Origin of the sequence: Amycolatopsis sp. NPDC005232 (genome assembly GCF_040607795.1) — a bacterium.
Classification (GTDB): domain Bacteria; phylum Actinomycetota; class Actinomycetes; order Mycobacteriales; family Pseudonocardiaceae; genus Amycolatopsis.
The window spans coordinates 161,525-184,644 of sequence record NZ_JBEXHL010000008.1; the positions used below are offsets into that span (position 1 = coordinate 161,525).

General features: G+C 70.7%; 24 protein-coding genes. 11 read left to right on the plus strand and 13 right to left on the minus strand.

The window, feature by feature from the left end:
• Window positions 1–61 precede the first annotated feature (61 nt).
• The 4 genes from rhaS to ABZU76_RS17670 all read right to left on the minus strand — a co-directional run bounded on the left by rhaS (window position 62) and on the right by ABZU76_RS17670 (window position 4,851).
• Entirely contained in the window at window positions 62–1,135 is a 1,074-nt protein-coding gene (rhaS, locus tag ABZU76_RS17655; RefSeq protein WP_220240353.1) for a rhamnose ABC transporter substrate-binding protein, read from the minus strand.
• An 18-nt stretch (window positions 1,136–1,153) separates the two neighbouring features.
• Entirely contained in the window at window positions 1,154–2,206 is a 1,053-nt protein-coding gene (locus tag ABZU76_RS17660; RefSeq protein WP_354870425.1) for an ABC transporter permease, read from the minus strand.
• Window positions 2,199–3,242: an ABC transporter permease gene (locus ABZU76_RS17665; RefSeq protein ID WP_220240351.1), complete on the minus strand. Its 1,044-nt coding sequence runs from the start codon at window positions 3,240–3,242 to the stop codon at window positions 2,199–2,201. Before ABZU76_RS17665 ends, ABZU76_RS17660 begins: the two co-directional genes overlap by 8 nt.
• 91 nt (window positions 3,243–3,333) lie before the next feature.
• A complete protein-coding gene (locus ABZU76_RS17670) occupies window positions 3,334–4,851 on the minus strand; it encodes a sugar ABC transporter ATP-binding protein (RefSeq protein WP_354870428.1) in 1,518 nt (505 codons plus the stop codon).
• Between the two features lie 226 nt (window positions 4,852–5,077).
• On the opposite strand from ABZU76_RS17670, the gene ABZU76_RS17675 reads away from it, so the two are divergent.
• Entirely contained in the window at window positions 5,078–6,079 is a 1,002-nt protein-coding gene (locus ABZU76_RS17675) for a LacI family DNA-binding transcriptional regulator (RefSeq protein ID WP_354870851.1), read from the plus strand.
• 51 nt (window positions 6,080–6,130) lie between these two features.
• Here the strand turns inward: ABZU76_RS17675 and ABZU76_RS17680 are convergent, their stop codons facing one another.
• Window positions 6,131–6,868, minus strand: a complete 738-nt coding sequence (locus ABZU76_RS17680; protein ID WP_354870431.1) for an SDR family oxidoreductase — start codon at window positions 6,866–6,868, stop codon at window positions 6,131–6,133.
• A gap of 117 nt (window positions 6,869–6,985) precedes the next feature.
• On the opposite strand from ABZU76_RS17680, the gene ABZU76_RS17685 reads away from it, so the two are divergent.
• The gene (locus ABZU76_RS17685) at window positions 6,986–7,822 is read left to right on the plus strand and encodes an ABC transporter substrate-binding protein (protein WP_354870434.1); all 837 of its coding nucleotides are present in this window, start codon (window positions 6,986–6,988) and stop codon (window positions 7,820–7,822) included.
• An 8-nt stretch (window positions 7,823–7,830) separates the two neighbouring features.
• Window positions 7,831–8,685 carry a transporter substrate-binding domain-containing protein gene (locus tag ABZU76_RS17690; protein ID WP_354870437.1) on the plus strand — a complete coding sequence of 285 codons (855 nt, stop codon included), beginning with the start codon at window positions 7,831–7,833 and terminating at the stop codon, window positions 8,683–8,685.
• A 45-nt stretch (window positions 8,686–8,730) separates the two neighbouring features.
• Here ABZU76_RS17690 and nadE read toward each other — a convergent pair whose 3' ends face one another.
• Window positions 8,731–9,573 carry an ammonia-dependent NAD(+) synthetase gene (gene nadE, locus ABZU76_RS17695; protein ID WP_354870440.1) on the minus strand — a complete coding sequence of 281 codons (843 nt, stop codon included), beginning with the start codon at window positions 9,571–9,573 and terminating at the stop codon, window positions 8,731–8,733.
• Between the two features lie 90 nt (window positions 9,574–9,663).
• Between nadE and ABZU76_RS17700 the strand changes: the two genes are divergently transcribed.
• Window positions 9,664–10,041 carry a hypothetical protein gene (locus tag ABZU76_RS17700; protein WP_354870443.1) on the plus strand — a complete coding sequence of 126 codons (378 nt, stop codon included), beginning with the start codon at window positions 9,664–9,666 and terminating at the stop codon, window positions 10,039–10,041.
• Window positions 10,042–10,077: 36 nt separating this feature from the next.
• Here the strand turns inward: ABZU76_RS17700 and ABZU76_RS17705 are convergent, their stop codons facing one another.
• Both ABZU76_RS17705 and ABZU76_RS17710 read right to left on the minus strand, forming a co-directional pair.
• The gene (locus ABZU76_RS17705; protein ID WP_354870446.1) at window positions 10,078–10,638 is read right to left on the minus strand and encodes a TetR family transcriptional regulator; all 561 of its coding nucleotides are present in this window, start codon (window positions 10,636–10,638) and stop codon (window positions 10,078–10,080) included.
• A gap of 61 nt (window positions 10,639–10,699) precedes the next feature.
• Window positions 10,700–11,581 carry a patatin-like phospholipase family protein gene (locus ABZU76_RS17710; protein ID WP_354870449.1) on the minus strand — a complete coding sequence of 294 codons (882 nt, stop codon included), beginning with the start codon at window positions 11,579–11,581 and terminating at the stop codon, window positions 10,700–10,702.
• A 340-nt stretch (window positions 11,582–11,921) separates the two neighbouring features.
• On the opposite strand from ABZU76_RS17710, the gene ABZU76_RS17715 reads away from it, so the two are divergent.
• Window positions 11,922–12,341, plus strand: coding sequence for a GFA family protein (locus ABZU76_RS17715; protein WP_354870452.1), 420 nt, complete (start codon window positions 11,922–11,924; stop codon window positions 12,339–12,341).
• 49 nt (window positions 12,342–12,390) lie between these two features.
• The gene (locus ABZU76_RS17720) at window positions 12,391–12,951 is read left to right on the plus strand and encodes a carboxymuconolactone decarboxylase family protein (RefSeq protein WP_354870455.1); all 561 of its coding nucleotides are present in this window, start codon (window positions 12,391–12,393) and stop codon (window positions 12,949–12,951) included.
• A gap of 51 nt (window positions 12,952–13,002) precedes the next feature.
• On the opposite strand, the gene ABZU76_RS17725 is transcribed toward ABZU76_RS17720, so the two are convergent.
• A complete protein-coding gene (locus ABZU76_RS17725; protein ID WP_220240341.1) occupies window positions 13,003–13,542 on the minus strand; it encodes a VOC family protein in 540 nt (179 codons plus the stop codon).
• A gap of 153 nt (window positions 13,543–13,695) precedes the next feature.
• Between ABZU76_RS17725 and ABZU76_RS17730 the strand changes: the two genes are divergently transcribed.
• Window positions 13,696–14,481: a polysaccharide deacetylase family protein gene (locus tag ABZU76_RS17730; RefSeq protein ID WP_354870458.1), complete on the plus strand. Its 786-nt coding sequence runs from the start codon at window positions 13,696–13,698 to the stop codon at window positions 14,479–14,481.
• Here ABZU76_RS17730 and ABZU76_RS17735 read toward each other — a convergent pair.
• Window positions 14,465–15,295: a fumarylacetoacetate hydrolase family protein gene (locus tag ABZU76_RS17735; protein ID WP_354870461.1), complete on the minus strand. Its 831-nt coding sequence runs from the start codon at window positions 15,293–15,295 to the stop codon at window positions 14,465–14,467. The genes ABZU76_RS17730 and ABZU76_RS17735 overlap by 17 nt on opposite strands.
• Window positions 15,296–15,457: 162 nt before the next feature.
• Here ABZU76_RS17735 and ABZU76_RS17740 point away from each other — a divergent pair, with 162 nt between their 5' ends.
• The 3 genes from ABZU76_RS17740 (at window position 15,458) to ABZU76_RS17750 (ending at window position 18,892) form a co-directional block, all read left to right on the plus strand.
• Window positions 15,458–16,033 carry an NAD(P)H-dependent oxidoreductase gene (locus ABZU76_RS17740; protein WP_354870464.1) on the plus strand — a complete coding sequence of 192 codons (576 nt, stop codon included), beginning with the start codon at window positions 15,458–15,460 and terminating at the stop codon, window positions 16,031–16,033.
• 34 nt (window positions 16,034–16,067) lie between these two features.
• Entirely contained in the window at window positions 16,068–18,665 is a 2,598-nt protein-coding gene (locus ABZU76_RS17745) for an AAA family ATPase (RefSeq protein ID WP_354870467.1), read from the plus strand.
• 92 nt (window positions 18,666–18,757) lie between these two features.
• Window positions 18,758–18,892 carry a hypothetical protein gene (locus tag ABZU76_RS17750; RefSeq protein WP_255637990.1) on the plus strand — a complete coding sequence of 45 codons (135 nt, stop codon included), beginning with the start codon at window positions 18,758–18,760 and terminating at the stop codon, window positions 18,890–18,892.
• A 10-nt stretch (window positions 18,893–18,902) separates the two neighbouring features.
• Here the strand turns inward: ABZU76_RS17750 and ABZU76_RS17755 are convergent, their stop codons facing one another.
• The 3 genes from ABZU76_RS17755 to ABZU76_RS17765 all read right to left on the minus strand — a co-directional run bounded on the left by ABZU76_RS17755 (window position 18,903) and on the right by ABZU76_RS17765 (window position 22,220).
• Window positions 18,903–19,163 carry a hypothetical protein gene (locus tag ABZU76_RS17755; protein ID WP_354870470.1) on the minus strand — a complete coding sequence of 87 codons (261 nt, stop codon included), beginning with the start codon at window positions 19,161–19,163 and terminating at the stop codon, window positions 18,903–18,905.
• Window positions 19,164–19,184: 21 nt separating this feature from the next.
• Complete coding sequence (locus ABZU76_RS17760) at window positions 19,185–21,140, minus strand: KUP/HAK/KT family potassium transporter (RefSeq protein ID WP_354870473.1); 1,956 nt, start codon at window positions 21,138–21,140, stop codon at window positions 19,185–19,187.
• A 213-nt stretch (window positions 21,141–21,353) separates the two neighbouring features.
• Complete coding sequence (locus tag ABZU76_RS17765) at window positions 21,354–22,220, minus strand: hypothetical protein (RefSeq protein WP_354870476.1); 867 nt, start codon at window positions 22,218–22,220, stop codon at window positions 21,354–21,356.
• 467 nt (window positions 22,221–22,687) lie between these two features.
• Between ABZU76_RS17765 and ABZU76_RS17770 the strand changes: the two genes are divergently transcribed.
• Window positions 22,688–23,107 (plus strand): RidA family protein, encoded by a 420-nt coding sequence (locus ABZU76_RS17770; RefSeq protein WP_354870479.1) that lies wholly within the window; start codon window positions 22,688–22,690, stop codon window positions 23,105–23,107.
• Window positions 23,108–23,120 lie beyond the last annotated feature (13 nt).

A 23,120-nucleotide genomic window follows, 5' to 3' on the forward strand; every position in this document is an offset into this window, starting at 1 on the left:
CAGTGGACTCGATGGGTCCGGCGGGTCCGGCCGGGCCGAGCAGGCCCGGCCGGAACTCCGCTCAGAAGTTGAACTTGTCGATGTTGTCGGCGTTGAAGACGGTCGGCGGGCCGAGCACGATCTCGCCGTCCGCGCCGATCGTGTACTCACCGAGCTTGCCGGCCTTGAACTTCTGGCCCTGTGCGCCGGTGATCTGCCCGGAGCTCAGCGCCACACCCGCGTAGGCGGCGAGGTAGCCGATGTCGGCCGGGTTCCACAGCGCGAACTCCTTGACCGTGCCGTCCTTGACGAACGCGCGCATCTGGTTCGGCGTGCCCAGCCCGGTGATGGCGACCTTGCCCTTGTAGCTCGACGAGCTCACGTAACGGGCCGCGGCCGCGATGCCGACGGTGGTCGGCGACACGATCACCTTGAGGTTCGGGAACGACTGCAGCAGGCCCTGGGCCTCCTGGAACGACTTCTGGTCGTCGTCGTTGCCGTAGGCGATCTTGTCGAGCTTCAGCTTCGAGTACTCAGGCTTGGCCAGTTCTTGCTTCATCACGTCGATCCACGCGTTCTGGTTGGTCGCGTTGGGCGTCGCCGACAGGATCGCGATCTCGCCCTCACCACCGGCCAGCTCGTTCGCCATCTTCGCGAGCTGCTCGCCGATGCCCTGGGTGCTGGCCTGGTTGATGAACACGTCGCGGCAGTTCTTCGCCGCGTCGGAGTCGAACGCGACGACCTTGATGCCGGCGCTGCGGGCCTGGTTGAGCGACGGGCACACCGCGTTCGGGTCGTTGGCGGCGATGCCGATGACGTCCTGCTGCTGCTGGATCAGCGTGTTGATGTAGCTGACCTGCGAGGACGCGCTGGCGTCGTTCGGCCCGACGAGCTTGTAGGTGCCCTTGAGCTCATCCAGGGCCGTCTTGCCGCCGCCGACCTCGATGTCGCTGTAGGGGTTGTTGAGCTGCTTGGGCAGGAACGCCATCTTCACGCCCTGCTTGCTCGCCGCGTTCGGGTCCGCGGACGCGGTGGACGCGGCCGGGCCGGACGCCGTGCTGTCGTTCTTCGTGGTGCCACCGCACGCGGTGAGGCTCAGGACCAGGCCTGCCGCACTCACCACCGACACGACGCCGGTCAGGATTCGTCGGGACATCTTCGTCACCTTTCTGGGTTACTGCTCGGCGCCGGCGAGAGCTCCGGCTTTCGGGGACGGGGATCGTCGCCTGCGCCGCTGCAGCGCGGCGCGGGAGGAGGAGAGGATGTTGGGCAGCAGCACCGAGATGATCAGCAGCACGCCGGTCACGATGTTGAGCGCCTCGTTCGACACGTCCCGCAGCCGCAACGCGTTCTGCAAGGCCGACAGCAGCACCACACCACCGAGCACGCCCGGCAGCGTGCCCTTGCCGCCGAAGATCGAGACGCCACCGAGGAGCACGGCCGCCACCACGGCGAGCTCGAGACCGAACCCGTTGTCGGCGCGGGCGCTGGAGTAGCGGAGCGTCCACAGCACCCCGGCCAACCCGGCGACCGCGCCGCTCACGACGTAGAGCCAGAACTTCGTGCGCCCGGTGCGGATACCGGCGAACCGCGCCGCCGTGTCGCTGGCTCCGGCCGCGAACACACCACGCCCGATCGGGGTGGCGTGCAGGACCACGCCGAACACGATGGACAGCACGATGAGCGGGATGAGGACGTTGGGGATCGAACTGCCGCCGAGCGTCCCCGTCACCCACGAGGTGTAGGAGCCTGGGAAGTCGGCCACCGCGCCGTCGCCGAGCACCACGAACGCGAGGCCGCGGTAGAGCGCCATGGTGCCGATGGTGACGGCCAGGGAAGGCAGCTTCAGGACCGTGACGAAGAAGCCGTTCACCGCGCCGAGGACCGCGCCCAGCACGATGCACAACGGGATGATCATCTCGATCGTCAGCCCGGAGTTCCACAGCGAACCCATCACCGCGGACGTGAGCCCGAGCGTGCTCGCCACCGAGAGGTCGATCTCGCCGGTGACGATGATGAACGTCATCGGCAACGCCATCAGCGCGATCGGCAGGAGGTCCAGCAGCAGGAACGTGTAGTTGCGGCCGGTGCCGAAGTTGTCGATGGTGCCCGACGCGACGAGCAGGACCACGATCGCGATCGCGATGACGGCGACGTCCCAGCTCGCGAGCCGCGCCAGCCAGGCGGGCCGCCGGGCTGTGTCCGTTCTGGTGGTGGGATCAGACATGGGAGTCCCTCTTCTTCAGTGCCTTGGCGACGCGTACGGCGACAAGCCGGTCGGCGCCGATGGCCAGCAGGATCAGGGCGCCGACGATCGCCTGCTGCCAGAACTGGTCGATGTCCAGCACCGCCAGCGCGCTGCCGATCACCGTCAGCAGCAGCGCGCCGAGGCTCGCACCCCACACCGAACCGCTGCCGCCGAACACGGCGACCCCGCCGACGACCGCGGCGGCCACGACGTTGAGCTCGTACCCGGTGCCGGCCGCGGCGTCGACCGTGCCGAACCGGGCGGCGAACAAGACACCGGCGAGCCCCGCCAGCGCTCCGCTGACGAGGAACGCGATGGTGGTGTTGCGCCCGACCTTGATGCCCACCAGCTGCGCGGCCTGCGGGCTCGAGCCCATGGCGTAGAGCTCACGGCCGCCGCGGTAGTTGCGCAGCACCACGCCGGCGATGACCATCACGAGCACCGCGATCAGCACCAGCCACGGCACCCCGAGCACCGACGCGTCGCCGAAGTCGAGGAACGAGCGCGGGAGCTTGTCGGCGTTGATCTGCTGCCCGCCGGCCCAGAAGTAGACCGCACCGCGGAACGCGTACAGCGTGCCGAGGGTGACGACCAGCGCCGGGACGCGGCCGAACCGGACGACCGCGCCGTTGATCAGGCCGCACGCGGCGCCGACGACCAGGCCGGCGAGCAGCGCCACGATCACCGGCAGGCCGGGGTTGTCGCGCAGCATCGTGCCGACGGCGAAGGCCGACAGACCGAGCACCGAACCCACGGACAGGTCGATGTTGCGGGTGATCATCACGACGGCCTGCCCGACGGCCAGCACCGCGAGGATCGCCGTCCCGAGCAGGATGTCGCGGATGCTCTGCCCCGAAAGGAACCGGGAGTTCTGCGTCGCGGTGAACACCACGAGCACGATCAACGCCAGCACGATGCCCGACTCGCGGGCCTTGAACACGGTCCCGAACACCGATCGCCGCTCCCCCGGGCTCGCCTGGCGGGGTGGCGGGGCCGCCACCTTGGTCGCGTTCACGCGGCCTCCTTTTCCGACGTTCGTGTCGTGTTCGCCGCGGCGGGCGTGCGGGCGATCCCCGTGCTTGACGATGCGGACCTTCGAGCAGTCCTCATGCCACCGCCCCTTGTCCCATCGCCGCGAACATCACTGAGTTCTCGTCGGCCTCGGCGCGCGGGATCTCCGCCACGATCCGGCCTTCGCGCATCACCAGCACGCGGTCGGCCATGCCCAGCACCTCGGGCAGCTCCGAGGACACCATCACCACCGCGACGCCTTCGGCCGCCAGCGAGGACATCAGCCGGTGCACCTCGGCCTTGGTGCCCACGTCGATGCCACGCGTCGGCTCGTCCACGATCAGCACGCGCGGCGCCATCGAAAGCCACTTGGCCAGCACCACTTTCTGCTGGTTGCCGCCCGAGAGCGTGCCGACCGCGTCACCGAGCCGGCCGTACTTGGTGCGCAGGCGTTCGGTCCAGCGCAACGCTTCCCGGCGTTCGCCCGGGCCGAGGAGCAAGCCGAGTTTCGACAGCGCTCTCGCCCGCGGCAGCGTGACGTTGCGCTCGATCGAGAGGTCCATCACGAGGCCTTGCTGCCGCCGGTCCTCCGGCACCAGCGCCATGCCCGCCGCCATCGACGCGCGCGGCGAGTGGGGCTTGAGCTTCTTCCCGTTGAGCCGCACCACTCCGGCGTCGCGTTCGTCCACTCCGAACACCGCCTGGACCACTTCGGACCGACCGGCCCCCACCAGCCCGGCGAACGCGACGATCTCCCCGGCCCGAACCTCGAAGGAGACGTCGCGGAACACACCCTCGCGTGTCAGACCGTCCACTTCGAGCACCACTGCGCCGGGTTCCACGTCCTGCTTGGGGAACAGCGCGTCGAGGTCGCGCCCGACCATGCGGCGCACCATCTCGTCCACCGTCACGTCTTCCATCGCGTCGGTGGAGACGTGCCGGCCGTCGCGCATGATCGTCACGCGCTGGCACAGGTCGACGATCTCCTCGAAGCGGTGCGAGATGAACATGATCGCCGCGCCCTCGTCGCGCAGCGCCCGCGCCACGGAGAACAGGCGCTCGACCTCGACCAGGCTCAGCGCGGCGGTGGGCTCGTCCATGATGAGCACGCGCGCGTCGGCGCTGAGCGCCTTGGCGATCTCCACGATCTGCTGGTCGGCGATGGAAAGCCCGCGCGCCGGACGGTTCGGGTCGATCCGCACGCCCAGGCGCTCGAAGAGCCGTTCGGCCTCGGCGCGGATCGCCGCGCGGTCGATCATCCCCAACCGGCCACGCGGGTGGCGGCCCATCACGATGTTCTCGGCGACCGTGAGGTCCGGGAACAACGTCGGTTCCTGGTAGATCACCGCGATGCCCGCGGCCTTTGCGTCGGCGGGTGAGGAGAACTCGGCTTCCCGTCCGTCCAGCAGCAGCTCGCCCTGGTCGGGGCGATGCACTCCGGCCAGCATTTTGACGATCGTGGACTTGCCCGCGCCGTTCTCGCCGACCAGCGCGTGGGCCTCGCCGGCGTACAGCGGGAACGACGCGCCCGCGACCGCCGCGACCGCGCCGAACGACTTCGTGACCCCGCGGACCTCGAGCAGTGGCACTCGGTCGCGCTCCTGCCGCGTCATCGCGACCTCCGGGATTGAAAGGTTTCACAAACCTGGCGCGGTGACGCTACTATGTGTCCGAACGGGAAGTCAACGAAAAAGGCTGCCAGGCACATCTCGAGGCAGTCGCGGTTTTTCAGGCAGCAACCCGTGATTGTCACGTTTCAACACAGCGACTTGAACACAGGGTGGGGTGGCGGTGGAAGATTCGAACGAGGTCGCGGCCCCCGCACCGCGGGCGGCGGGGATCAAGGACGTGGCCGCGGCGGCCGGCGTTTCGCTCGGCACGGTGTCCAACGTGCTCAACCGGCCGGAGCGCGTGAGCCCGAAGACGCGGACCAGGGTCGAGGCCGCGATGGCCGCGCTGGGCTTCGTCCGCAACGAGTCGGCGCGCCAGCTGCGCGCCGGCCACAGCAGCGTGCTCGCCTACGTGATGCTCGACGGGCGCAACCCGTTCTTCACCGACGTCGCCGCCGGCATGGAGGACGCGGCGGCCGCGGACGACCTGTCACTGTTCGTGTGCAACAGCGCCAACCTCGCCGAACGCGAGGCCGCCTACCTCCGCCGCCTCGAACAGCAACGCGTGCAGGGCGTCCTCATCACCCCGGTCGACCCGGACTCCCCCGCCCTGGCCGAACTCGCGCGCCGCGGCACGCCGGTCGTCATCGTCGACCGCAAACGCGCCGGCACCGACCACTGCTCCGTCGCCGTCGACGACGTCCGCGGCGGCGAGCTCGCCGCCCGCCACCTGCTCGACCAGGGCCACACCCGCATCGCCTACGTCGGCGGCCCGCTCACCCTCGGTCAGGTCCGCGACCGCCGCGAGGGCGCGCTGCGGGCCCTGCTCGCAGCCGGCCTGGGCCCCGACCACCTGGTCGACCTCGCCACCCCCCAGCTCACCGTCGAGGACGGCAGCAACGCGGGCCAGCGCCTGGCCGGCCTGCCCTCGGCCACCCGCCCGACCGCCGCGTTCTGCGCCAACGACCTGCTCGCTCTGGGCCTCCTGCGCAGCTGCGCCGCCCTGGGCATCTCCGTCCCGGCCGACCTCGCCATCGTGGGCTACGACGACATCGACTTCGCTGCGGCCGCCACCGTGCCCCTCACGTCCGTCCGCCAGCCCCGCCACCGCCTCGGCCGCACGGCCGCGGAGCTGCTCATGCAGGAGACGTCGGACCCGGGCCACGTGCACCAGCAGGTCACGTACCTTCCGGAGCTGGTGGTGCGGGCGTCCACTTTGCGGACGAAGTAGGTCCACTGTGGATGGTCTTCATCGGACATCCACAGTGGACCTAATCCGGAATCATTCCGGCACGCGAGTGATCTCCGGCTGTTCCACCCCATGCGGAATATCGAACGACTCCTCCCCCGTCCGCAGCAGCCGCAAGATCACACCGGCCACATAATCCGGACTCTGCACCACCATCCCCGGGATCGGCGACGCGCCGAGCGTGAACCGGCCGTCCGCGAACTCCGTCGCGGTGATCGACGGCAGCAGGAGCGACACAGCGATACCGTCGGCCGCAAGTTCCTGCGTGAGCACCGCGCTGAGCATGTTCACGGCCGACTTGCTCGCCGCGTACGCGCCCACGCCGACCGCGACGCGGCGGGTGGTGCCGGAGCTGATGTTGACGATGCGGCCGAAACCCTGCCGCCGCATGGCGGGCAGGACGGCCTGCGTCACGGCGAGCAGGCCGACCAGGTTGAGCTGCAGCGTCGCGCCGAAGGCGGCGGGATCGACCTGGTCGAGGGGCCCGTGGAGGCTGGCGCCGGCGTTGTTGACCAGGCCGTCGACGCGGCCGTGGCGTTCCAGGGTGGCCGCGACGAGGGCGGCCACCTGCGCGGGGTCGGTCACGTCGGTGGGGACGGCGAGGGCGCCACCGAGTTCGTCGCTGAGCGTGGTCAGGCGGTCGGCCCGGCGGGCCGCGAGCACGGGGTAAGCGCCGGCCGCGTGGAGGCGCCGGGCGGTCGACGCGCCGATTCCCGAGGAGGCGCCGGTGACGATGACCGTTTTGCCGGCCAGGTCGATGAGGTCTGTCATGCCACGACGTCTACCAGACGCGAGCGTGAGCCCGGCAGTTGACAACCTGGTCTTATGAGCCTAAGAAATACCAGACCACCGAGCCCGCGCCCCGCGAGCCGGTGCCTGGAGGGAGCTATGGCAGCTCTGCGGATCCGGCGGATCCTGATCGCGACCACCGCGCTCGTCTCGCTCGCCGCGTGCGGGTCGCGCGGCCAATCCGACGGCCTCGGACTGGCCGAACCCGGCACCATCACCGCGGGCGTCACGGCGGGCGACGCGCCGTTCGTCTCCCCCGACGCGACCGGCAAGCCGGTGGGCCTGCTGGTCGATCTCAACGACGTGATCGCCCAGCGGATGGGCCTCAAGATCACCTACCGGATGACCACCGTCAGCGCCGGGTTGCCGCTGGTCACGGCCGGGCAGCTCGACATGCTCGCGATCGGCATGCTGCCGACCGCCGAGCGCAAGAAGAGCGTCGACTTCACCAAGCCGTTCTACCTGGCCTCCGACGACGTCGTGGTCCGCACCGATTCGACCACCAAGGCGGCCGGAGACCTCACCGGCAAGCGCGTCGGCGCGGGGCTGGGCAGCGCGCAGGCCGACTTCGTCACCGCGAAGATCCCCGGCGCCACCCTCATCTCGCAGCCCACCAACAGCGCGGGTGTGACCCAGCTCCTCAACGGCAACCTCGACGCGATGGTGCTGGCCTCCACCGAGGTCCCGACCGTGCTCCAGGAGAACCCCGGCCGCGTCAAGATCGCCTACTCCGCTCCGCACGAGCAGGCCTCGGCGATGCCGGTCAACCGCAAGCTCACCGCCTTCGAGAAGGCCTACGGCGACCAGCTCAAGACCACGATGGACGACGGCACTTTCCTTCGCCTGTACGACAAGTACTTCCCCGGCGAGCCCTACCCGTCGCAGATGTTCACCTATTGGCCCCAGCTCCGAGACCAGATCCAGAAGGGCAGATGAAGTAAGAAATGCGCCGACGATTCCGGACCGCCTTCGCCGCGCTCGCGGCAGCCGGGCTGCTGACCGTTTCCGCCTGCGGCGGTGGCGACTCCGCGAGCACGGACCCCTACGGCCTCGCGGTACCCGGCACCATCACCGCCGGTGTCCCGCAAGGCGACGCGCCGTTCGTGTCACCCGACGCGAGCGGCAAGCCGGCCGGGATGCTGATCGACCTCAACGACGTCATCGCGAAGCGCATGGGCCTCAAGATCACCTACAAGCTCTCCACCGTCGGCGCGGGTCTGCCGCTGGTCACCGCCGGCCAGTACGACATGATGATCGCCGACCTCACCATGTCCGAGGAACGCAAACGCAACGTCGCCTTCACCACGCCGTTCTACGTGGACGCCAACGACGTGCTGGTTCACTCCGATTCGCCGGCCAAGACCGTCGCCGACCTGAACGGCAAGCGCGTGGGCGTCGGCATCGGCAGTGCGCAGGCCGATTTCGCCGCGAAGACGTTGCCGCAGGCCAGTGTCGTGAGCGTCCAGACGAACGCCACCGGCATCGACCAGCTCCTCAACGGCAACCTCGACGGCTTCGTCGTCAGCTCCGTGCAGGCCATCACGGTCTTCGCCCAGCACCCCGGGCGGCTGAAGGTCGGCGTCTCGGTGCAGAACCCGCTGCCCGAGGCGATGGCCGTCCGAAAAGGACTCGACAAGTTCCTCGCCGACTACAACAAGCAACTCGCCGCCGTGGTCGACGACGGCACGTTCCTCAAGCTGTACCACCAGTACTTCCCGGGGCAGGAGTACCCGAGCTCACTGTTCCAGTACTGGCCCTCGCTGCAGGCACAGGTCCAGAAGGATCTCGCGGCCAAGTGACGACGGCGGCCGGGTTCGCGGGCCCGGCCGCCCTTCACTCGCGGGTCAGCTCCGCCACCAGTCCTCGAGCGGGCTGATCGGCACGGTCCGCTTGTGGCGCGTCTTGAGGAAGATCGACTCCACCTTCTCCGCGACCTGCGGGGTCACGTCGAGGCCTTCGAGGTAGTCGTCGAGCTCGGAGTACTTGAGGCCCAGGGCCACCTCGTCGGGCAAGGCGGGCCGGTCGTCCTCGAGGTCGGCGGTCGGCACCTTCTGCCAGACGCTCGGCGGCGCGCCCAGCTCCTGCAGCAGCGCGGCGCCCTGGCGCTTGGTCAGCCCGGTCAGGGGCGTGATGTCGACACCGCCGTCGCCGTACTTGGTGAAGAAGCCGGTGACGGCCTCTGCCGCGTGGTCGGTGCCCACGACCAGCAGGTTCAGCTGGCCGGCGATCGAGTACTGGATCACCATGCGCTCGCGCGCCTTGATGTTGCCCCGAACGAAGTCGCGCAGACCGGGCGCCTCGCCCAGCAGCTCGCTCATCCCGAGCGCGGCCTCCGTCGCGACGGCGTCCGCGCCGGGCTTCACGTTCACCGTGACCGAATGGTCCGGCTTGATGAACTCCAGCGCGATCTGCGCGTCTTCCTCGTCGGCCTGCACGCCGTAGGGCAGCCGCACCGCGACGAACGTGGCGTCGTGCCCCTCCGCACGCAATTCCTCGCCGGCGAGCTGGCACAGCCGGCCGGTCAGCGAGCTGTCCTGGCCGCCGCTGATGCCGAGCACGAAGCCCTTGGCCGGCGTCGAGCGCAGGTAGTCCTTGAGGAAGTCGACCCGCTGCCGGATCTCGGCTTTCGGCGTGATGACCGGCTTGACGCCCAGCTCGGCGAGAATCTGCTGCCGTAGGTTCTCCATCCGCCGTACCTTACTGGCGCCTGCCGCCCGGCCGAGCACCGCGCCGCTAGCCTCGGCAGGGCCTCCTCCACCCGAAAGGGGACCCGCCTCGTGCCCATCCTCTCGCTCGGTCTGCACCCCAGCACCCTCGACTACAGCCGTCACCCCGGCCTCGACGAAGCCACCCTCACCGCCCGCATCACCGCCGGCGAGACCGCCGTGCGCGACGCGGGCTTCGACCTCGTGCCCTGCTACGTCCCCGCCGACCCCGACGCAGCGGAGCAGCAGGTCCGCGACTGCCTGGCCGCGAACCCGGTCACCGCGGCGATGATCGGCGCGGGCGTCCGCATGGCCGCCGAGCACACCCTCCTGTTCGAACGCCTCGTCAACGTCGTGGTCGAACTGGTCCCGGGCATCACGTTCTGCTTCAACACGTCCCCGGAATCCACCCTCGACGCACTGCGCCGGGTGACGAGCCCGAGTTCCTGAGCGCTGTCCTTTCAGGACACCAGCGGGTCTCAGGTCTCACTCGGTGCCGAGGATCTCCTGCACCAGGGCGAGCAACTCTTCGGTGCCGGCGCCCGCCAGATGCTCCAACGTTCCCGCGTGCCGGCCGAGGATCACGCCGATCAACGCGGCGGACAGCACTTCGGCGCGCAACTCCGCGTTCGCCACGCCCTCGCGCAGGAACCGCTCGCGCAGCGGGGTCAGGACGCGGTGGTCCAGCTCGGCGAGCGCGGCTTCCTGGGCTTCCGGATTGTCGTACGGCCGGATGGCGGCCTGCAGGATCGGGCCCGGCCCGCGCGTACCGGTGCGCTCGATCAGGCCCTTCAGCCGGGCCGGCTCCAGGATGTCGGGAAGCCGCTCGCCCGGGTCGCCCTCGGCACGCAGGACGGCGATGAACAGTTGCGCCTTGCCACCGAAGTAGCGCGCGATCATCGTCGGGTCGACGCCTGCGCGTTCGCCGATGTCCCGGGCCGTCGTCTGGTCGTAGCCGCGGTCGGCGAACAACTCGCCGGCCGCGGCCAGCAGCCGGTCGCGGCTGGCCGCGGCGTCGCGACGACGGGGAGACGAAGAGTCGGGCATCCCGGGATCCTTGTGCCGTGAGGTGATCGTTCCGGTGGACCTTACTGGAACCGGGGCCTGGTCAGATCAGCTCGTTCCACCACTTCAGCAGGTCCTCGGCCAGACCGTCCGCCTGCCGGGCACCGGCCTCGGCCCCGAGTTCGACGAACTGCGGGTCGAGCAGGTCGTGGGGCCTCTCGTAGAACGGGTCCGCCGTGATCACCCGCACGCGGTGGCCGCGCTCGGCGAGAGCGGCCTCCTCGCGGGCGAGATCCGCGGACGCCATCGGCGCCACCACGAGCACACGGCCCGGCTCGAGAGTGCGGCCGTCGTGCCACTCCGGGTCGACGGCCAAGTCGGCGTTGGTGCCGGAGCGCACTCCCCCGTCGACCCAGGCCACGCCGGCCACGCTCACGGGCGGCGCGACGCCCGGTGCCGCCGTCGAGCACGCCACCGCGACCGCGACGGAAACGCCGTCGGCCGGCGACCACCCTCGCGCCAGGCCGGTCTCCGTGTTCACCGCGGTGATCCGCAGCCGAGGTGGCCACTCCCCGCTCGGCAGCGCGCGGGTCCACATCGCGTCCGCCTCGGTTTCCGAAACCGGCGGCACCTCGGCGATCGCGGCCTGACCGATCCGCCGTGCCCGCTCGGGTCCCTTCGAGGTGTCCTGAGCCAGGCGCCGGAACAAGCTCCGGTCACCGCGGCCGGCGGCGGCGTTCCCGGCGTGCCAGGCCGCGCGCTCCCGCATCATCGCGGGCACGGTGGTCAGCCCGGCCGGATCCATCGTCAGCCACGCGCCGACGACAGATCCCGCCGACGTACCCTCCACCACCCCGGACTCGGACAGCGGCAGCCCGGCGGTCTCCAGCCGGTACACCAGAGCCGAGGTCCACGCGGCACCGACGGGACCACCTCCCCCCAGGACGAGCGCGGTCAGCGGAAGGATCTCCCCGGTTCGGGGCATGGCACGTTCTCCTTCAAGGTCGCCGAAACAGGCGCACGAACCACCCGACTCGCAGTGGGGTTCCGTGTACCGTCACTCGCTAGTCTACACATGATGTCTACTATCGATGTCTACGAACGATGACTTACGGAACTCGGGGCTTCCCTGCCGGCCCGGCAGTACGAGCTTCGCTCCAGGTCGCCGCGCGAACCTGTCTCCGGCGGTGGTACGCACACCATCCGCTGTTCAGCGGGGGCAGGTACGGAGGTTCTTCCGTTGCAATACTTGAAACACAGCCACCCGGGACTGTCCACGTGCGACTCCTGCCTCGGCTGCCCAACTGAGAGAAGGAGATCGCGCCATGACCCCCACCGCTTCACGAACAGGCCATTGCCTCTGCGGCGCCATCAGCTACCGGTTCGACGCCCGGCCCGACGGTGTCGTCCTGTGTCACTGTGAAGACTGCCAGCGCCACACGGGCTCGGCGTTCTCGGAGAACGTCCTGGTGGCGCGGGACGCGGTGAAGATCGAGGGCACGCCCAAGGTCCACCACACCACCGGGACCGAGAACGGCCGCCTGCGCGACCGCCTGTTCTGCGGCGACTGCGGCACCCCGATCTTCACGATCCTCCACGAACGCCCCGAAACCCTCATCGTCAAGGGCGGCACCCTCGACGACCGCACCGGCCTCGCGCCGTTCGCCGACGTGTGGTGGCGCCGGGCGCAGGACTGGCTCGCGCCGCACCCCACCCGCGCGCGCTTCGAGGGCGACGCCGAGTAGTTCGCGCCAAGAAGGCCACAACGGACGGGATTTCACTAGGATTCCCGGCATGAGCCGGATTCCCCGCATCGCCCCCGCCGCGTTGACCGATGACCAGCGGAGCCTCTACGAGTCGATCACGGCGGGGCCGCGCGCACGGAACCCGTTCGGCATCGTGGACCCCGACGGGACGCTCGCGGGGCCGTTCAACGCCATGCTGCTCACCCCGCCGGTCGGCGATGCGCTACAGCGGCTCGGCGCGGCGCTGCGCCACGGCGGAGAACTGTCCGACCGGGCCCGGGAACTGGCCATTCTGATGGTCGCCGCTTCGCGGGAGAGCGGCTACGAGCAGTTCGCCCACGAGCATGTCGGCCGGCAACTCGGGTTGACCGACGACGAGATCGCCGCGCTGCGCGAGGGCGGGGAGCCGGAACTCGCCGATCCCGAGGAGCAGGCGATCGTCGCGACCACCCGTCGGCTGCTCGACAACGGCACGCTCACCGACGAGGACTACGCCGACGCCGTCTCGAAGCTCGGAGCGGCGAAGCTGTTCGAGCTGTCCACTGTGGTCGGCTACTACCAGCTCATCGCGATGCAGCTGCACGTCTTCGGCGTCGAGGGGCCACAGTGAAAAGCGGGCGACCCCGGCCGGGGTCGCCCGCTTTTAGCGAAACACAGACGCCTACGCCACGGGAACCTTCCGCGACATCGGGGCCACGTCGTTGCCGAGCTCGTACCACGAGGGCAGCCACGCGCACAGCTCGAGGCGAATCCCGTCCGGGTCCCACAGGTAGATCGAGGCGCAGAACGTGTCCTCGTCGTCCACATCGGACAGGTCCTGGCCGTCGGAGCCCTTGTTGTGCGCCTTGAACTGGTAGTCCACGCCCAGCTTGGCGAACCGCTCGCAGCAAGCCTCGACCTCGTCCGGCTCGATGCGGAACGCGATGTGGTGCATCGAGCCGTTGGCCGACACGTCCGTGTTCGTCCCCGGCGCCGCGATGCCCGGCGCGGCGGGCCGGACCAGTGCGTCGTCATAGCAGAAGAAGGCGAGGGCGTCGCCGTTGCCGATGTCGAAGAAGAAGTGCTGGCCCACGCCCGGCATCTCCATCGACTTCACGAGCGGCATGTCCATCACGTTCTCGTAGAACTCGACCGTCCGGGCCATGTCGTCGCACACCAGCGCCAGATGGCTCACGCCCTGGTACTTGATCGTTGCTCCCACTGCGAGACCTCCTTGTCCACGTTGTCCTCGCCTCGACAGTAGAAACGCGCGTCGCCAGGGCGAATCAGTCGAACGACCTGAGTCGGCCCGCGCGCGTTGACACCCCGGGAAGTCCCGCCACAACATGGGCGGAAACCACCGAAAGGACCGTCAATGGGTGTGACCACGTGGGGCCCCGAAGGAAAACTCGCGGCCGCGAGCATCACGTTCGACAACCTCGGCGAGGCCGCCGACCTGGGCCGGGGCCGGTGGCCCGCCGGCGCGCCGCTGGGCGAGCACCCCAGCGTGCGCGAGAACCTGCCGAAGGTGCTGGCGGTCCTGGGCGAGACGCGCGCGACCTTCTTCGTCGAATCCTTCAACGCGACCGTCTACCCCGACGCCCTGCGCACCATCGCGAAAGACCACGAGCTCGCCTGCCACGCCTACCAGCACGAAGCGTGGGGCGAGCTGACGGAGGACGACCAGCGCGCGCTCATCACCCAGTCGATGGCCCTGTTCCAGGAGATCGACGTCCCCGTCCGCGGTTTCCGGCCCCCCGGCGGCGGTCTGACCGCCGGCTCGCTGGACATCCTGCGCGACGCGGGAATCGAGTTCGTCTCGCCGGCCGGCGGGCCGGCAGGCCTGGTCGACGGCGTGGCGCTGCTGCCGTTCCGCTGGGACACCATCGACGGGACCTACCACTTCCCCGCCCTGCGCCGCCCACCGTCCACTGTGGTGCTCGGCCCCGGCGAGATGCTGGCCTCGTACTGGACCGTCGCACAGGAAACGGTCGACGCACGCGGCTACGTGAGTTTCATCTTCCACCCCCTGTGGCTTGACACGCCCGAGCGGCTCGACACGCTCGCCCGGCTCGTGGAGCAACTGCGCGCGGACGACCGGCTCTGGCTCGCGCCGTGCGGCGAGGTCGCCGACTACCTCAGGGCTACCACCCCGCGATGACGCGGTTGGTCAGCGCCCCGACGCCCTCGACCTCGACGGTGATCACGTCGCCGGGCCGCATCGACTCGGGCGGGGTCCGGAAGTAGCCGACCCCGCCCGGCGTGCCCGTGGTCACGATGTCGCCGGGATGCAACGTGATCGACGCGGTGAGCTTGCTCAGCAGCGTGGGCACGTCGAAGATCAGCTGGCTGGTGCTGCCCGACTGGCGCAGCTGCCCGTTCAGCGAAGAAGTCACCTTCAGCCGGCCCAGGTCGGGCACCTCGTCCGCGGTCACGAGGTGCGGGCCGACCGGCCAGAAGGTGTCGAGGCACTTGGCGAGCATGATCTGCAGTTTGTTGCCCGCCATGACTTCGCGGGCGCTGACGTCGTTGGCGACGGTGTAGCCGAACACCGCGTCCATCGCGGTTTCGGGCGTCAGCTTCGAAACCCGCTTGCCGATCACCACGGCGAACTCCACCTCGTAGTCGAGGAACGTGTCCTCGGCGGGCTTCACGATCTCGCCGCCCGGACCGAGGATGGAGCTCCTCAGCGCGGGGAAGAATACGGGTTCCGTCACCGCCCGGCCGCCTTCGGCCACGTGGGCGTCGTAGTTGCCGCCGGTCGCGATGAGCTGGCAGCGCTGCGCGGTCGGCGCCAGCAGCCGGTGCTCGCCGACGGGTTCGAGCCCGCGCACGTCGACGGCCCGCACGGCCGCCGCCGGGTCCGGCTCCGCGAACAGGTCGTCGAGGCGTGGCCACGGCAGGCGGCGCAGCCCGCCGTCGGTCAGCGCCCCGGTACCCGTTCCGCGCGCGTCCTCGAACCGGGTGATCCGCATGGTCGTCCGTCCTCTCTCCGGGAGTTTCGAGCGTCACCCTGAGCGGGACGGCCCGCGGCTGTCAACGATCTCGGCACGGCACCGGTCATTCGACTGATTCGCCCGCGCCGGCCGTTTCCTACGGTCGGTGACAAGAACAACGAGCACTGGAAGGAGACCTCTGTGGACGGCGAGAACCCCTTGCGCCTGGCGGTCGTCATCGGCAGCGTCCGGGAAGGCCGCTTCGGCCCGACTGCCGCGAACTGGTTCCTCGAGCAGGTCGCGCCCAGGACCGACGTGGACGTCGACGTGCTCGACCTCGCCGACGCGTGCCTGCCCGACCGGCTCGGCACCTCACCCGTGCCGTCCGAGGTGGCGGCTGTCGGCCCTCGTCTGGAGGCCGCCGACGCGTTCGTGATCGTGACGCCGGAGTACAACCACAGCTTCCCGGCCTCGCTCAAGACGCTCATCGACTGGCACCACGACGAATGGCAGCGCAAGCCGGTCGCTTTTGTCTCGTACGGTGGGTTCTGCGGCGGCCTGCGCGCGGTCGAGGCCTTGCGCCTGGTCTTCGCCGGCTTGCACGCCGCGACCTTGCGCGACGTCGTCAGCTTCCACGGCATCCCGGCCTCGTTCGACGCGGCCGGCCGGCCCCTGGACGCCGAGGCGAAGGCGGCGGCCGCGAAAACCCTCCTCGACGAGCTGACCTGGTGGGCCCGGGCGCTGCGGGACGCGAGGGCGGCGCGTGCGCTGGGTTGACCTCGAGCGCACCGGAGGTTCTAACCTCGGCGGCATGGTCCTCTTCGGACGCGACGCCGAGCTCGCCACGCTGACGCGCCTGGTGCGCGCCGGCGCCGGCGCCCTCGTGGTCCGCGGCGAGGCGGGGATCGGGAAAACCGCGCTCCTGGACGAAGCTGCCCGCGCGGCCGGTGACGTGCGGGTGCTGCGCCACGCGGGGCTCGAAGCGGAGCAGGACATTCCCTACGCCGCGTTGCACGTCCTGCTCCGCGACGTCGAACTCGACGCGTTGCCGGCGGCGCAGGCGTCCGCGCTGCGCACCGCCCTGGGCCAGGGCGAAGACGGCCCACCGGACCGGTTCCTCGTCGGTCTCGCCGTGCTGGGCGCGGTCGGGCGGGCCGGGCCGGTCGTGCTCGTCGTCGACGACCTGCAGTGGCTCGACCGCCCGTCCGCAGAGGCGCTGCTGTTCACCGCCCGGCGGCTGACGGACGAGTGCGTGGTGATGGTGTTCGCCACGCGCGACGACGACGCGCCGGGCATCCCGGAGCTCGTCGTACCGCGACTCGACCCGGCCGCCGCGACCGAGGTTCTCCGTGCCCGTGCGGCCGGTCTTTCCCGGCATGAGCACGACCGTGTCCGGGCGGAAGCGGCGGGAAATCCCTTGGCCCTGCTGGAGTTCGCGAACCCGACGTCGGGAAGCCGGACCGAGCAGGAGTTCGCCCGCCGGGTCGCGGCGATGCCGGCACCCGCGCAGACGATCGTCCGGCTCGCCGCCGCCGACGGCACCGGTGACCTCGCCACCGTCCTGGCCGCCGCGGCCCGGCGCGGCGCCACCGCCGCCGACCTCACCGCGGCCGAGCACGCCGGCCTGCTGCGGACGACGGGCGACCGCCTCGAGTTCACCCACCCCCTCATCCGGCCGGCCGCCTACACGCGAGCTCCGCTGGCGCTCAAGCACGAAGCCCACCAAGCGCTCGTCGACGTGCTCGACCCGCGGACCGAGCCCGACCGCCACGCCCGCCACCGCGCGGCCGTCGCCGTCGGCCCCGACGACGATGTGGCCAGGGCCCTCGACGAAACCGCGACCCGGGCGTTGCGCCGCGGAGCACCCGAGGACGCGGCCACGGCCTACGAACGCGCCGCGCAGCTCAGCAGCGACCGCGAAGGCAAGGGCGAGCGGCTCGTGGCTGCCGCCGGTGCCGCGGCGAACGCCGGCCACCGCGTACGCGCCGCCGAACTGGCCACCCGTGCCGCGCCGTTGCTGGCCGAACCGGTTCCGCTGGCGCGGCTGGCGCTGCTCGAAGCCACGCTGGCCGAGGACGACCATGCTCCCGACCCGCGGGTGTTGCTCGCCGCGGCGGACTCCGTCGCCGCCGCCGACCCGCAGCTGGCGGGCGAGCTGCTGTTGTCGGTCGTGCGGACCGCGTGGGAAGCGCGCGACGGGCGGACGGTCGAGCAGGCCGTCGCGGCCGCCAGCGACCTGCCCGACCACGTGCTCGCGATCGCCCGCCTGGTCCAGGGCTACTTCGGTGCCGACATCGCGCCGCGCCGGGCGATCGACGCGCTCCGGCAGACGACCGGCAGCCTCTCGACGCCCCGCGCCCTGGTCACCGCCGCCCGCTGGTACCTGGTGCTCAGCGACACCGCCCTCGCGCACTCCCTGGCCGCGACGGCCGAACGAACCGCCCACGCCGGCGGCCAGCTCGACACCCTCGCCGGCGCGCTCGTCGTCCTCGGCCGGGCTCGCTGGCGGCAGGGACACCCGGCGCAAGCGGCCGCCGCGGTGGCCGAAGGCCTGCGCCTGGCCGTGGAGTCCGGACACGCCTCGGTCGTCGGCGATCTCGCCGGCGTCCGCGCGATCCTCGCCGCCGTCAGGGGCGACGAAGCCGGGGTCGCCGACGCGATCGCCGCGATCCCCGCCGGGGTGCACGAGCGCGGTCCGATGATCGCCGCCACCCGTGGCCTGCTCGACCTCGGCCTCGGCCGGTTCGACGCGGCGGCCGACCGGCTGGCCGGCCTCACGGCCGAACGTGACCTGCCCGACGGGCCCCGCTGGCTGCCCGACCTGGTCGAAGCCGCGACTCGCTGCGGGCGCGATGCCGAAGCGCGCACGGCGGCCGACCGGTTCGCGCGGTGGGCCGAGATCGTCGACCAGAACTGGGCCCACGCCGTCGCCCGGCGGTGCGCGGCCCTCACCGGGGACGAGACCGCGGCCCGGTTCGCCGAGGCCGAGGCCATCCACTCAGCCGACGGCACCATGCCGTTCGAACGTGCCCGCACCGCCCTGTTGCACGGCGAATGGCTGCGGCGCAACCAGCACCGGGCCGCCGCGCGCACCCACCTGCGCACGGCGGTCGACCTTTTCGAGGAGCTGGGCGCGACGCCGTGGGCCGAGCGCGCCCGCAGCGAGCTGCGTGCCACGGGCGAAACCCCGCACACCGCGCCGTCCGACGCCGCTAGGGTGCTGACGTCACAGGAGCTGCGGGTTGTGCGCCTCGCCGCGCGGGGACTGTCCAACCGGGACATCGGCGCGCGGCTGTTCCTCAGTCCGCGCACCGTGGGCTATCACCTGTACAAATCGTTCCCGAAGCTCGGCGTCACGACCCGTGCCCAGCTCGCCCGTCTCGATCTGCCGTCGCCCGAATCGGACTGACGGCAGCAAAACGCCGTCAACGAGCGCTTCGCGGGCGTCAAGGTTCCGTCCGCGCCGAGGACACGACCGGCCCGAAGCCGCACGCTGGAGCCATGACCGACCTGACGTTCACCCTGGTCGCGATCGGCGGGTTCGTGCTGGTGGCCCTGCTGCTCCGCCTGGCCGGCGCATGGCTCGACTCCCACGACGACGACCCCTTCGCGCGCCACATCCCGCCCCCGCAGTGACCCTGCCGGACTAGTCGTTTTCCAGCTCCGCCAGCACTTCCGCGGCCGTGGTGTTGCCACCCAGAGCCAGGCGCCGCAGCTCGTCGTGGTCCTCGCGTTCGGTCGCCAGCTCGACGAGCAGGTCCGCGGCATCGGCACTGCCACCGGCCGCCCACTGGCGCAGCTCGGCCGCGTCGCCGCGTTCGGCGGCCAGCTCGATCAGCTGGTCGACGGCGTCGGAGTCTCCTCGCGCGGCCGCCGCGCGCAGGGTTTCCAGATCGGGGTCGGTCATCGTCTGCACCTTCCTGACGCGCTACACGTCGATGTGCGAACCCATGATCACGGTCCGTTCGCGGGGCAACGCGAAGTACTCGGCCGCGTCGGCGGTGATGTAGGAGGTGGCGATGAACAGGCGCTTGCGCCACGACGCCATGGTGGGTTCGTCGCCGCGGCGCAGCTCGATCTTCGACAGGAAGTAGGACGCGTCGTCGACCTGCAGGCGGCCTTCGGTGTCGGCGGGATCGACGAGCGCGAGCGTGCGCAGCACATCGGGGGTTTCCATGTAACCGAAGCGGGCCGTGACGTGGGTGATGCCGTCGTCGGCGTAGCCGAGGTCGTCGACGGAGATCCGTTCGGCGTCCGGGATCCGCGGCACGGGCTCGGTTTCGAGCGACATGATGACCACGTGCTCGTGGCGCACGTGGTTGTGCTCCACGTTGGCGCGCATCGCCAGCGGCGCGCTGTCGTTGCCGCGGTTGAGGAACACGGCCGTGCCGGGCACCGTCTGCGTCGGAGACTCGCCGTTGCGCAGCTTGTCGACGAACTCGCGCAGCGACCCTTCGTGCCGGTTGCGTTCGGCCGTCACGATCTGGCGGCCGCGTTGCCAGGTGGTCATGACCGTGAACGCGGTGACGCCGATGAGCAGCGGCAGCCACGCACCGTGGACGAGCTTGGTCAGGTTGGCCGCGACGAACAGCAGGTCCACCACCAGCAGCACTCCCCCGCCGCCCCAGAGCAGCCACGGCGGCGTGCTCCACTTCGACCGGGCGATGTAGAAGAACAGCAGGGTGGTGATGGTGATCGTCGCGGTCACCGCCATGCCGAACGCGTAGGCCAGCGCCGACGAGCTGCGGAAGGCGAACACGAGCGTCAGCACGGAAACCATCAGCAGCCAGTTGATCCACGGCACGTAGATCTGGCCGCGTTCGGTCTCCGACGTGTGCGCAATCCGCAGCCGCGGCAGGTACCCGAGCTGCGCGGCCTGCGAGGCGACCGAGTACGCGCCGGTGATCACGGCCTGCGACGCGATCACGGTCGCCGCCGTGGCCAGCAAGACCAGCGGCAGCCGGGCCCAGCCGGGGACGAGCAGGAAGAACGGGCTGCTCAGATTGGCCTGGTCTTCGAGGATCAGCGCGCCCTGGCCGAAGTAGTTGAGCACGCACGCCGGGAACACGAGGAACAGCCACCCGCGCGTGATGGCGCGGCGCCCGAAATGGCCCATGTCCGCGTACAGCGCTTCGGCGCCGGTGACCGACAGCACGACCGCCGCCAGCGCGAAGAAGGCGATGTCGAAGTGGCCGACCATGAAGTCGAGCGCGTACGTGGGCGAGAGCGCTTCGAGGATCGCAGGGTGCTTGACGATGCCCGTCACGCCGGTCAGGCCGATCACGGTGAACCACGCGATCATCACCGGCCCGAACACCCGCCCGACCGCGGCCGTGCCCCGGCGTTGCACCAAAAACAGAACCACGATGATCACCGCGGTGATCGGCACGACCCAGCTCTCGAACGAGTCGTCGACGACCTTGAGCCCCTCCACCGCCGACAGCACCGAGATCGCCGGGGTGATCATGCTGTCGCCGAAGAACAGCGACGCGCCGAAGATGCCCAGCCCCGCCAGCACCACGGCCACCCGCCGCCGCCCCTGCCCGTTGCGACGGCGCAACAGGGTGATCAGGGCCATGATGCCGCCCTCACCGTCGTTGTCCGCGCGCATCGCCAGCAGCACGTATGTGACGGTCACGATGATCGTCACGGACCAGAAGATCAGCGACACGACCCCGAACACGTTCTGCGCGCTCACCGGCACCGGGTGCGGGTCGCTCGGGCTGAACACCGTCTGCAGTGTGTAGATCGGGCTCGTCCCGATGTCGCCGAACACGACCCCCAGCGCCCCGACCACCACGGCCAGCTTCACGGAGTCCCGCGCGAGCCGCGCCCGGCCGGCCGGCCCGTCCTCCGTCGTGGTCGCCTCACGGCCCTCGGTCACGGTCTTCCTCCTCGGCGCGAGCGGGCACAGCCCCGGCATCGGGGGGAACCCTACCGGTCCGAGGTGGACGGCACCGGAAGATCAACGGCCGCGTCGGATCGTGGCTCTCCTCGGTCGTACGTCCGCGGAAGGCGATCCGCGCTGCCGGCCGTTGAAAAGCATCTCCCCGACTCGTGACCAGCGGTGATGGTTACCCGGAGGGCTTGGTCCCCGTCAGAAGCCCGGACGCGTGCCGGTGCGGCGATCGCGGTCAACCGGCCCCGGTTCCTCGGCCGCCTCGGACGTGGCGATCCGGGCGAGTGCCGTGGTCATCGCCGCACGGATCTGTGCCCGGTCGGCATCGTGATCGGCGGTCTGGACGACGACGCAGCGGGCGGTCATCGAACGGTCCCTCAGCCACCGGCGGATCCGCCGGTCCCAGGCGTCCGCTGCCGGCGCTGGCTCGTCCGCGCCGTGGTCGAGCAGGATGGTGAAGTCCGGCCGAAGACGGCCGGCCGTCCACTCCGCGAGGCCCGCCAGCTCCTCAAGGTCGAGTCCGGTTCCGTCCTGTTCCAGCGGCGAGTCGATCAGGCGCTCGATCACCACGATGGCACCGGACTCGAGCGCCGGCCGGACCTCGCGCTCGACGATGTCGGCCCGCACGGCGGCCGCGGCGAGCACTCGGGCTCGCGCGGTCGTCACCGCAGCACCGGACAGCAGTGCCTGCAGCCGCGGGTCGCCCCAGCCCGGGTCGGCGGCGAGCACCACCGTGCCGGTGCCCGATCCCCGGAGCCAGTCGGCGAGGTCGGCCGCGTGCGCGGCGGTGTCCGCCGACGGGCTGCCTTCGACAGTGACGACGAACCCGGTCGCCCGCACCGGCCGCCGCCGCATCGCGGTACGCGCCACGGAGAACATCCGGACGGCTCGCCGACCGTTCATCTGCCGATAGGCCAGCACCCCGGCCCCGCACGCCAGCACCGCGGCCCCGAGCAGCACAGGCCGCGTCCCGTCGACCACCACGTCGTGGCCGAAGACGGTGAACGTCCGTTGCCGGGTGTTTCGCGGCAGGGGAGCGGTGGTCGGGGCCTGCCCCGCCAGCACGCGCTTCGCGTACGACTGCGCCGACCCGACATCACCTGGAACGCCGCGGCCGCTCTCGTTCGGCCGACCAACCGCTGCCCGCGGGCCTTGTCGCGATCCCACTGTCCGACCACGGGCCGAGCGACCTCGTCGTGACGTGGCCCAAAACCGGCGCGAGCCCGCAGGTCCGCAGCTTCGTCCGCATCGCCGCGGACAGCGGGCGGGACTAGCGCCAGCCTGACCGCGGGCGCCGGCCAACCCGCACCCACCGGCGACCACGCGCACCCCACGTCCGCGTCGACTCCGGACAGTCCACTTTAGATGCCCACCGCGACTCCCTGTGCCGTATTTCGGGGTACTCCGGGAAATCACCAACCGAGTAGGGGTGATCGTCTTCGCGACAAGGTTGTCTGCGCCACGGTTGACACCCGTTCACGAGCCGCCGCACACTCGGAAGCCAGCCACCTCCGAGGCACCGGGAGGCCTCGATGACCGTCGACCACCTCAACCCCGAGACTCTGTCCCCGCCCGTGATGGACCTCTACTCGCAAGTGACCGTCGGCCCGCCCGGCGCGCGGTTGGTGGCGATCGCCGGGCAGGTGGCCCTGGACCGTGACGAGGTGCTGGTCGGTCCCGGCGACCACGCCGCGCAGGCCGAGCAGGTGTTCCTCAACTTGCGCGCGGCACTGGCGGCCGCCGGCTGCACGCCGGCCGACCTGGTCAAGTACACGATCCACGTCGTCGACTCCTCGCCGGCGCTCATCGAGCCCATTTTCGCCGCGGCCCAGCGCGTGTTCGGCGACGAGTTCCCGAAGGTCGCGAGCACGTGGCTGGGCGTGTCGTCCCTCGGCCTGCCGGAGTGGCTCATCGAGGTCGACGCGCTGGCCGTCACCACCGCCCCGGCCTGAACCGCGGTTCACC